6 protein-coding genes are annotated in these 7,066 nt (G+C 65.5%); 1 reads left to right on the top strand and 5 read right to left on the bottom strand.

Features of this window, described 5'->3' with window-relative positions; genetic code table 11:
• Nucleotides 1-185: 185 nt before the first annotated feature.
• The 5 genes from paaK to paaN form a co-directional block, all read right to left on the bottom strand.
• Entirely contained in the window at nucleotides 186-1,484 is a 1,299-nt protein-coding gene (paaK, locus tag HWX39_RS32625) for a phenylacetate--CoA ligase PaaK (protein WP_175031927.1), read from the bottom strand.
• A 38-nt stretch (nucleotides 1,485-1,522) separates the two neighbouring features.
• A complete protein-coding gene (paaI, locus tag HWX39_RS32630) occupies nucleotides 1,523-1,975 on the bottom strand; it encodes a hydroxyphenylacetyl-CoA thioesterase PaaI (protein WP_175971697.1) in 453 nt (150 codons plus the stop codon).
• Nucleotide 1,976: 1 nt separating this feature from the next.
• Entirely contained in the window at nucleotides 1,977-2,768 is a 792-nt protein-coding gene (paaG, locus tag HWX39_RS32635) for a 2-(1,2-epoxy-1,2-dihydrophenyl)acetyl-CoA isomerase PaaG (protein WP_175971698.1), read from the bottom strand.
• A gap of 43 nt (nucleotides 2,769-2,811) precedes the next feature.
• On the bottom strand, nucleotides 2,812-4,014 hold the full coding sequence (pcaF, locus tag HWX39_RS32640) for a 3-oxoadipyl-CoA thiolase (protein ID WP_175971699.1): 1,203 nt from the start codon (nucleotides 4,012-4,014) through the stop codon (nucleotides 2,812-2,814).
• An 87-nt stretch (nucleotides 4,015-4,101) separates the two neighbouring features.
• Nucleotides 4,102-5,808, bottom strand: coding sequence for a phenylacetic acid degradation protein PaaN (paaN, locus tag HWX39_RS32645; RefSeq protein ID WP_175971700.1), 1,707 nt, complete (start codon nucleotides 5,806-5,808; stop codon nucleotides 4,102-4,104).
• A 129-nt stretch (nucleotides 5,809-5,937) separates the two neighbouring features.
• On the opposite strand from paaN, the gene HWX39_RS32650 reads away from it, so the two are divergent.
• A complete protein-coding gene (locus tag HWX39_RS32650; protein ID WP_175971701.1) occupies nucleotides 5,938-6,714 on the top strand; it encodes an enoyl-CoA hydratase in 777 nt (258 codons plus the stop codon).
• Nucleotides 6,715-7,066 lie beyond the last annotated feature (352 nt).

Below are 7,066 nucleotides of genomic sequence, written 5' to 3' on the forward strand. Positions count from 1 at the left end.
CGCGTCGCCCTGATCGTGAGGGTGCCCGTGCGGTGTCAGTATTCGTGATGCGCGCGTGCGCGTGTTGCGTCGGCGGGTGCCCAACGGCGTCCCGGAATGAAACAGCCCGATCGGCCAACGCCGATCGGGCTGTTTCATTTGCAGCTACGGATTCACCGCGCGTAAATAACGCGCCGCGATTGCCGTCAGCCCTTGCGCTTGTCGACGACGCGTCGCGCCTTGCCGACCGACCGCTCGATCCCGTTCACGGGCAGCACGTTGATCACGGCCGTCACGCCGATCAGCGACTTGATATCGTATGCGAGCGCCTGTTTTGCCGCATGGATCGCCGCCGTATCGGGTGCGGTCTCGGGGCAAGGCTCGACATTGAGCGTCAGCACGTCGAGCGGTCCTTCCTTCGTCAGCACGATCTGATAGTGCGGTGCGAGCGCGCGCTGCTTGAGCAACTGTTCCTCGATCTGCGTCGGGAACACGTTGACGCCGCGCACGATCATCATGTCGTCCGAGCGCCCCGTGATCTTCTCCATCCGGCGCATCGTGCGGGCAGTGCCGGGCAACAGCCGCGTGAGGTCGCGGGTCCGGTAGCGGACGATTGGCAACGCCTCCTTCGTCAGCGACGTGAACACGAGCTCGCCGAGTTCGCCGTCCGGAAGCACTTCGCCGGTTTCAGGGTCGATGATTTCCGGATAGAAGTGGTCTTCCCAGATGGTCGGGCCGTCCTTGGTCTCGACGCATTCGGACGCGACGCCGGGGCCCATCACTTCGGACAGCCCGTAAATGTCGACCGCATCGATGCCCATCCGCTGCTCGATCGCGACGCGCATGTCATTGGTCCAGGGTTCCGCACCGAAGATGCCGATGCGCAGCGAACTCTGCACGGGATCGAGACCCTGGCGCTCGATTTCGTCGGCGATCGACAGCATGTAGCTTGGCGTCACCATGATGATGTCGGGCCGGAAATCCTGGATCAGCTGCACCTGCTTCTCGGTCTGGCCGCCACCGAACGGGATTACGGTCAGCCCTGCGCGTTCGGCGCCGTAGTGCGCGCCGAGCCCGCCCGTGAACAAGCCGTAGCCGTAGCTGACGTGCACCTTGTCGCCGCGGCGCGCGCCGGCGGCGCGGATCGAGCGGGCGACGAGATTCGCCCATGTGTCGATGTCGCCGGCCGTATAGCCGACGACCGTCGGCTTGCCGGTCGTGCCCGACGACGCATGAATGCGAGATATCTGGTCCTGCGGCACCGCGAACATCCCGAACGGGTAACTGTCGCGCAGGTCGCTCTTCGTCGTGAACGGGAAGCGCGACAGGTCGGCGAGCGTCTTCAGGTCGTCCGGATGGACCCCCGCGTCGTCGAACTTTCGACGATAGACGGGGGAGTGGTCATACGCATGCCGGAGCGACCACTTGAGGCGTTCGAGCTGCAGCGCGGTCAGCTCGTCGCGTGAGGCGGTCTCGATCGGCTCGAGCGGTAGCGGGGTAGTCATGCATGTCTCCAGTGTTTGTTATGTGCGAGCCGTCGGCGTCAGCGGTCTTCCGGGATGACCGTGCCCTTGATCTGGGCGGATTTGCCGCGAAACATCGCGACGGTTTCGCCGGCCTGGTTCGTGACGCGGATGTCGTAGATGCCCTGGCGGCCGGCGCGCGCCTGCTCGATCGCCTCGGCCGTCAGCACGTCATCGCCGTGCACGGGGCGCAGGAATTCGATCGAGCAGCCGGCCGCAACCGTATTCACGTTGTACGAGTTGCACGCGAATGCGAACGTCGAATCGGCCAGCGTGAAGATGATCCCGCCATGGCAGGTCTGATGCCCGTTCAGGAATTCGGGCCGCACGCGCATCTGCAGGCGCGCGTAGCCGGCGCGTACTTCGGCGATTTCCATCCCGAACGCGCGGCTGCATGCGTCCGCGTCGTACATGGCCCGTGCGGTGGCGCGGGCGAGCGAATCGGGGTCGAGCGTGGCAGTGGTGGTCGTCATGTCAACGCCCCTCGAAGCGCGGCGCGCGCTTCTCGATGAATGCCTTCACGCCTTCCGCGTAGTCGTGCGATCCGCCGAGCATGCGCTGCAGGTCGCGTTCCATGTCGAGTTGCTGGTCGAGCGTGTTCGTGACACTGGCACGCATCGATTGCTTGATCGATGCGATCGCGAGCGTCGGCTGTTGCGCGAGCTGGGTGGCAAGCTGGCGGGCTGATGCAGCGAGCGTGTCGTCGTCGACCGCGCGCCAGATCAAGCCCCATTGCTCGGCCTGCTCGGCCCCGAGCTTGTCGCCGGTCAGCGCGAGCCCCAGCGCGCGTGCCATGCCGACGCGTTGCGGCAGGAACCACGTACCGCCTGAATCGGGTACGAGCCCGATCTTGACGAAGGCCTGGATGAAGCTGCTCGAGCGGGCGGCGAACACGAGATCGCATGCGAGCGCGAGATTCGCCCCGGCGCCGGCCGCCGTGCCGTTGACGGCAGCGATTACCGGAATCGGCAGACGCTGCAGGCGGCGGATCAGTGGATTGAAGTGCTCGTCGATCAGCGTGCCGAGGTCGGTAGACGCGCCCGGCGTGAAGTCGAGATCGGCCAGGTCCTGGCCCGCGCAGAAGCCGCGCCCCGCACCCGTCAGGATCAGCGCGCGCGCGCCGGCCGCCTCGACGTCATCGAGTGCCGACTGCAGCTCGCGATGCATCGCCCGCGTAAAGCTGTTCAGCTTGTCGGGGCGGTTGAGGGTAATCGTCGCTACGTTCGAGGCCTGATCGATATCCAGCTGAATCGCCTGATAGGACATGCAGTGTCTCCTTCATGACTTCGTTATAGGCGCGATGCGTGGGTTACACGCGTTCGATCGCGAGTGCGATGCCTTGGCCGACGCCGATGCACATCGTACAGAGCGCAAAGTGGCCGCCCGTACGCTCGAGTTGGTGGAGCGCCGTGGTCACGAGCCGGGCGCCCGATGCGCCGAGCGGATGCCCCAGTGCGATTGCGCCACCGTTCGGGTTCACGCGCGGATCGTCATCGGCGATGCCGAGCATGCGCAGCACCGCGAGACCTTGGGACGCGAATGCCTCGTTCAACTCGATGACGTCGAACTGATCGATGGTCATGCCGAGTTGGTGCAGCAGTTTTTGCGTGGCCGGCGCGGGCCCGATGCCCATCACGCGCGGCGCGACGCCGGCTGTCGCCATGCCGATGACGCGTGCGCGGCGGCGCAGGCCGTACTGGTCGGCTGCCTGAGCATTGGCGAGCAGCAGCGCGCAAGCACCGTCGTTGACGCCCGATGCGTTGCCGGCCGTCACCGAGCCGTCCGGGCGCACGACACCCTTCAGCTTCGCGAGTGCTTCGAGCGACGTCTCGCGCGGATGCTCGTCGCGCGACACCACCACCGGATCGCCTTTCTTCTGCGGAATCGTGACTGCGACGATTTCGTCGGCGAGCGTGCCGTCCTGCAGTGCACGCGCGGCCTTCTGCTGGCTGCGCAGCGCGAACAGGTCCTGGTCGGCGCGGCTGATGTTGTAGTCGACCGCGACGTTCTCGGCCGTCTCGGGCATCGAATCGACGCCATACAGCTGTTTCATCAGCGGATTGATGAAGCGCCAGCCGATCGTCGTGTCGAAGATGTCGGCCTGGCGTGCGAACGCGCTCGCGGCCTTGCCCATGACGAACGGCGCGCGCGTCATGCTCTCGACGCCGCCTGCGATCATCAGGCGCGCCTCGCCCGCCTTGATCGCGCGCGCGGCGGTGCCGACCGCATCCATCCCGGAGCCGCACAGCCGGTTCAGCGTCGTGCCGGGCACGTCGGTCGGCAGCCCCGCGAGCAGCACCGACATGCGCGCGACATTGCGGTTGTCCTCGCCGGCCTGGTTCGCGCAGCCGTAGATCACGTCGTCGATCGCCGCCCAGTCGACGTCGCGGTTGCGCTCGATGAGCGCCTTGAGCGGCACCGCACCGAGGTCGTCGGCGCGGACTTCTTTCAGCGCGCCGCCGTAGCGGCCGATGGGGGTGCGAATCGCGTCGCAGATATAGGCGTCTGTCATGGGCGTATCGATGAGCAACGAACCCGCCAGGCGGCGGATTCGTTCATGGTAGAGAACGTGGCGGCGTTTGCACGTCGGCCATTCGGGTTATGCCGGTTGGCCGGCTTCCGCGGGTGCCGCCTTCGGCGCAACATGGACGCGGCTTTGCACCACGCGGAACCGGTTGGCGACGAACGCCGGGTCGGCCAGCGCCGCATTGGCAGCCGGGTTCGCGCCCGTGCCGTGGAAATCCGAGAACGCTGCCGACTGGTTCACGAACACACCGCCCGTCAGGTTGATCGACAGCGCGACGCCACCGCGTACCGCCGCGTCGTGGGCGGCGTCGACGATCGCGTCGTCGGTGCTGTAGACGGAGAGGGTCAGCGCGCCGTGTTCCGCCGCGATTTCCCCGGCGAGGTCGAGCGACTGCGCGGTCGAGTCGGTCGCGATCACGAACGAGATCGGGCCGAACCATTCCTGCGTGAATTTCTCGCGGTCGGCCACGTCGAGTTGCAGCACGAGCGGCGTGCGCACGCGGGCATCGGGGAACGCCGGGTGCTGGAGGGTCAGGCTGTCGGCGAGCACGCGGCCGAGCTGGCGGGCGTCGTCGATGCGTGCGGTCACGCCTTCGTTCTGGATTGCGCCGATCAGTTCGACCGAGCGTGCCGGGTCGCCGGTGAGTTTTTGCACGGCAATGGCGATTGCCTGTGCGACCTCGTCAAAGCTTGCATGACCGTCCGCCGTCCGGATGCCGTCGCGCGGCACGTAGATGTTCTGCGGTGCCGTGCACATCTGGCCGGAGTAGAGCGCCAGCGAAAACGCGATGTTCTTGGCAACTGCCTTCAGATCGTCGGTCGAGTCGATCACGATCTGGTTGACGCCAGCCTTCTCTGTATAGACCTGTGCCTGGTGGGCGTGGCGTTCGAGCCACGTGCCGTTTTGCGTGCTGCCTGTGAAGTCGATCAGCTTGATCTCGGGGCGCAGCGCGAGACCCTGAACGAGTGCGCCGTCGTTGGGTTCGGTCGCAAGGAGCGTGACGACGTTCGGATCGAACCCGGCTTCGCGCAGCACGTCGCGAGCGATCCGGACGGTGATGGCGAGGGGCAGGATCGCACCCGGATGCGGCTTGACGATCACGGTGTTGCCGGTTGCGAGATCGGCGAACAGGCCGGGATAGCCGTTCCAGGTCGGGAACGTGCAGCAGCCGAGCACGAGCCCGGTGCCGCGCGGGACGATCGTGTAGCGCTTGTGCATCGCGAGCGGCGGGTTCTTGCCTTGCGGCTTTTCCCAGTGGGCATCGGCGGGGATGCGGCGCAGTTCGTCCCATGCATAGGCGACTGCCTCGAGCGCGCGATCTTGCGCGTGCGGGCCGCCGGCCTGGAACGCCATCATGAATGCCTGCCCCGTGGTGTGCATCACGCTGTAGGCGATTTCGAAGCTGGCGCGATTCAGGCGCGCGAGGATTTCGAGGCTGACGCCGATCCATGCACTCGGGCCGGCTTCGCGCCACGAGCGTTGCGCGGCGGCAGCGGCGGCGATCAGTTCGTCGGGCGTCGATTTCGGGTACCGGATGCCCAGTGAAATGCCGTACGGCGACCGCTCCGAGCCGACCGTTTCTTCGGACGCCGGCTGGTCGAGCGCAAACGTCTTGTCGAGGTGCGACTTGAACGCGGCCTCGCCATCTGCGTTCGCGCTTTCCCCGTACACTTTGGGGCTCGGCATTTCGGCGAACGGGCTCCAGTACCCGCGGCTCTCGATGGCGGCGAGTGCGTGTTTCAGCGTGTCTTCGTGCTTCGTGAACAGTGCATGGGTCATGGCGGCAGCCTGATGGACATTGAGAGGGGTTGGATCGATTAATTAACCGACCGGTTGGTCGGAGAATGGTAGCATCAAACTATTCGCATGTGCGAGGCGTTTCTCATTTCATTGATCGAGGAAAAATAGATGGCTTACGAGAACATCCTGGTGGAGACCCGGGGGCGTGTCGGGCTGGTTACGCTGAACCGTCCGAAGGCCTTGAATGCGCTGAACGATGCACTGATGGATGAATTGGGTGCCGCGCTGAAGGCGTTCGATGCGGACGATGGCATCGGCGCGATCGTCGTGACCGGGAGCGAGAAGGCGTTCGCGGCCGGCGCGGACATCGGCATGATGGCGACCTATTCCTATATGGACGTCTACCGGGGCGACTACATCACGCGCAACTGGGAGACGGTCCGCGAGATCCGCAAGCCGATCATTGCCGCGGTTTCGGGCTTTGCGCTGGGCGGTGGCTGTGAACTGGCCATGATGTGCGACATCATCTTCGCGGCAGACACGGCCAAGTTCGGCCAGCCGGAAATCAAGCTGGGCGTCATGCCGGGTGCGGGCGGCACGCAGCGCCTGCCGCGCGCGGTGTCGAAAGCGAAGGCGATGGATATGTGCCTGACGGCCCGGTTCATGGATGCTGCCGAAGCGGAGCGCGCGGGGCTCGTCTCGCGCGTGCTGCCGGCCGCCACGCTGCTCGACGAGGCGCTTGCCGCCGCGGCGACGATCGCCGAGTTTTCGCTGCCGGCAGTCATGATGGTCAAGGAGTCGGTGAACCGCGCGTACGAGACGACGCTGGCCGAAGGCGTCCACTTCGAGCGTCGGCTGTTCTATTCGCTGTTCGCGACCGAAGACCAGAAGGAAGGGATGGCGGCATTCGTCGAAAAACGGAAGCCGGTGTTCAAGCACCGCTGATGGGGCTGCTTGGGTAGTCGGCCGGCGACGGGGCCGGCATCTGTTGCCAGCGTTACGCGCCACGTCGAGCCCCGAGCCCCCGTGCGCGACAGCGCACGGGGGCTTTTTCAAAATATTTTCACAAAGGGGCTTGCGTGGTTGGGGGCAGGTGCTTAGAATCACGCCTCTTTCGCGCTAACGGAAACGCGGCGCGGGAGAGGGAAGCAGGGTCGGTGGTGTGCGGCAGTCTGGCGCGCGCAACTGGCTTGGAAGTTGGGCCCCGCAGTCGCAACAATGTGTTAAAAAGTTGTTGACGAGTTGCGAAACACGGTTCATAATCTCGCTTCTCTGCTGCTGAAAACGCAGCGCTGCC

The sequence above is a fragment of the Burkholderia sp. BCC0322 genome, from assembly GCF_902833045.1.
Lineage (GTDB): Bacteria > Pseudomonadota > Gammaproteobacteria > Burkholderiales > Burkholderiaceae > Burkholderia.

Bases quoted from the DNA above. Each gene is read 5' to 3' on its own strand.
- paaN (WP_175971700.1), bottom strand. From the start codon at position 5,808: ATGACCCATGCACTGTTCACGAAGCACGAAGACACGCTGAAACACGCA.
- paaI (WP_175971697.1), bottom strand. From the start codon at position 1,975: ATGACGACCACCACTGCCACGCTCGACCCCGATTCGCTCGCCCGCGCC.
- pcaF (WP_175971699.1), bottom strand. From the start codon at position 4,014: ATGACAGACGCCTATATCTGCGACGCGATTCGCACCCCCATCGGCCGC.
- paaG (WP_175971698.1), bottom strand. From the start codon at position 2,768: ATGTCCTATCAGGCGATTCAGCTGGATATCGATCAGGCCTCGAACGTA.
- HWX39_RS32650 (WP_175971701.1), top strand. From the start codon at position 5,938: ATGGCTTACGAGAACATCCTGGTGGAGACCCGGGGGCGTGTCGGGCTG.
- paaK (WP_175031927.1), bottom strand. From the start codon at position 1,484: ATGACTACCCCGCTACCGCTCGAGCCGATCGAGACCGCCTCACGCGAC.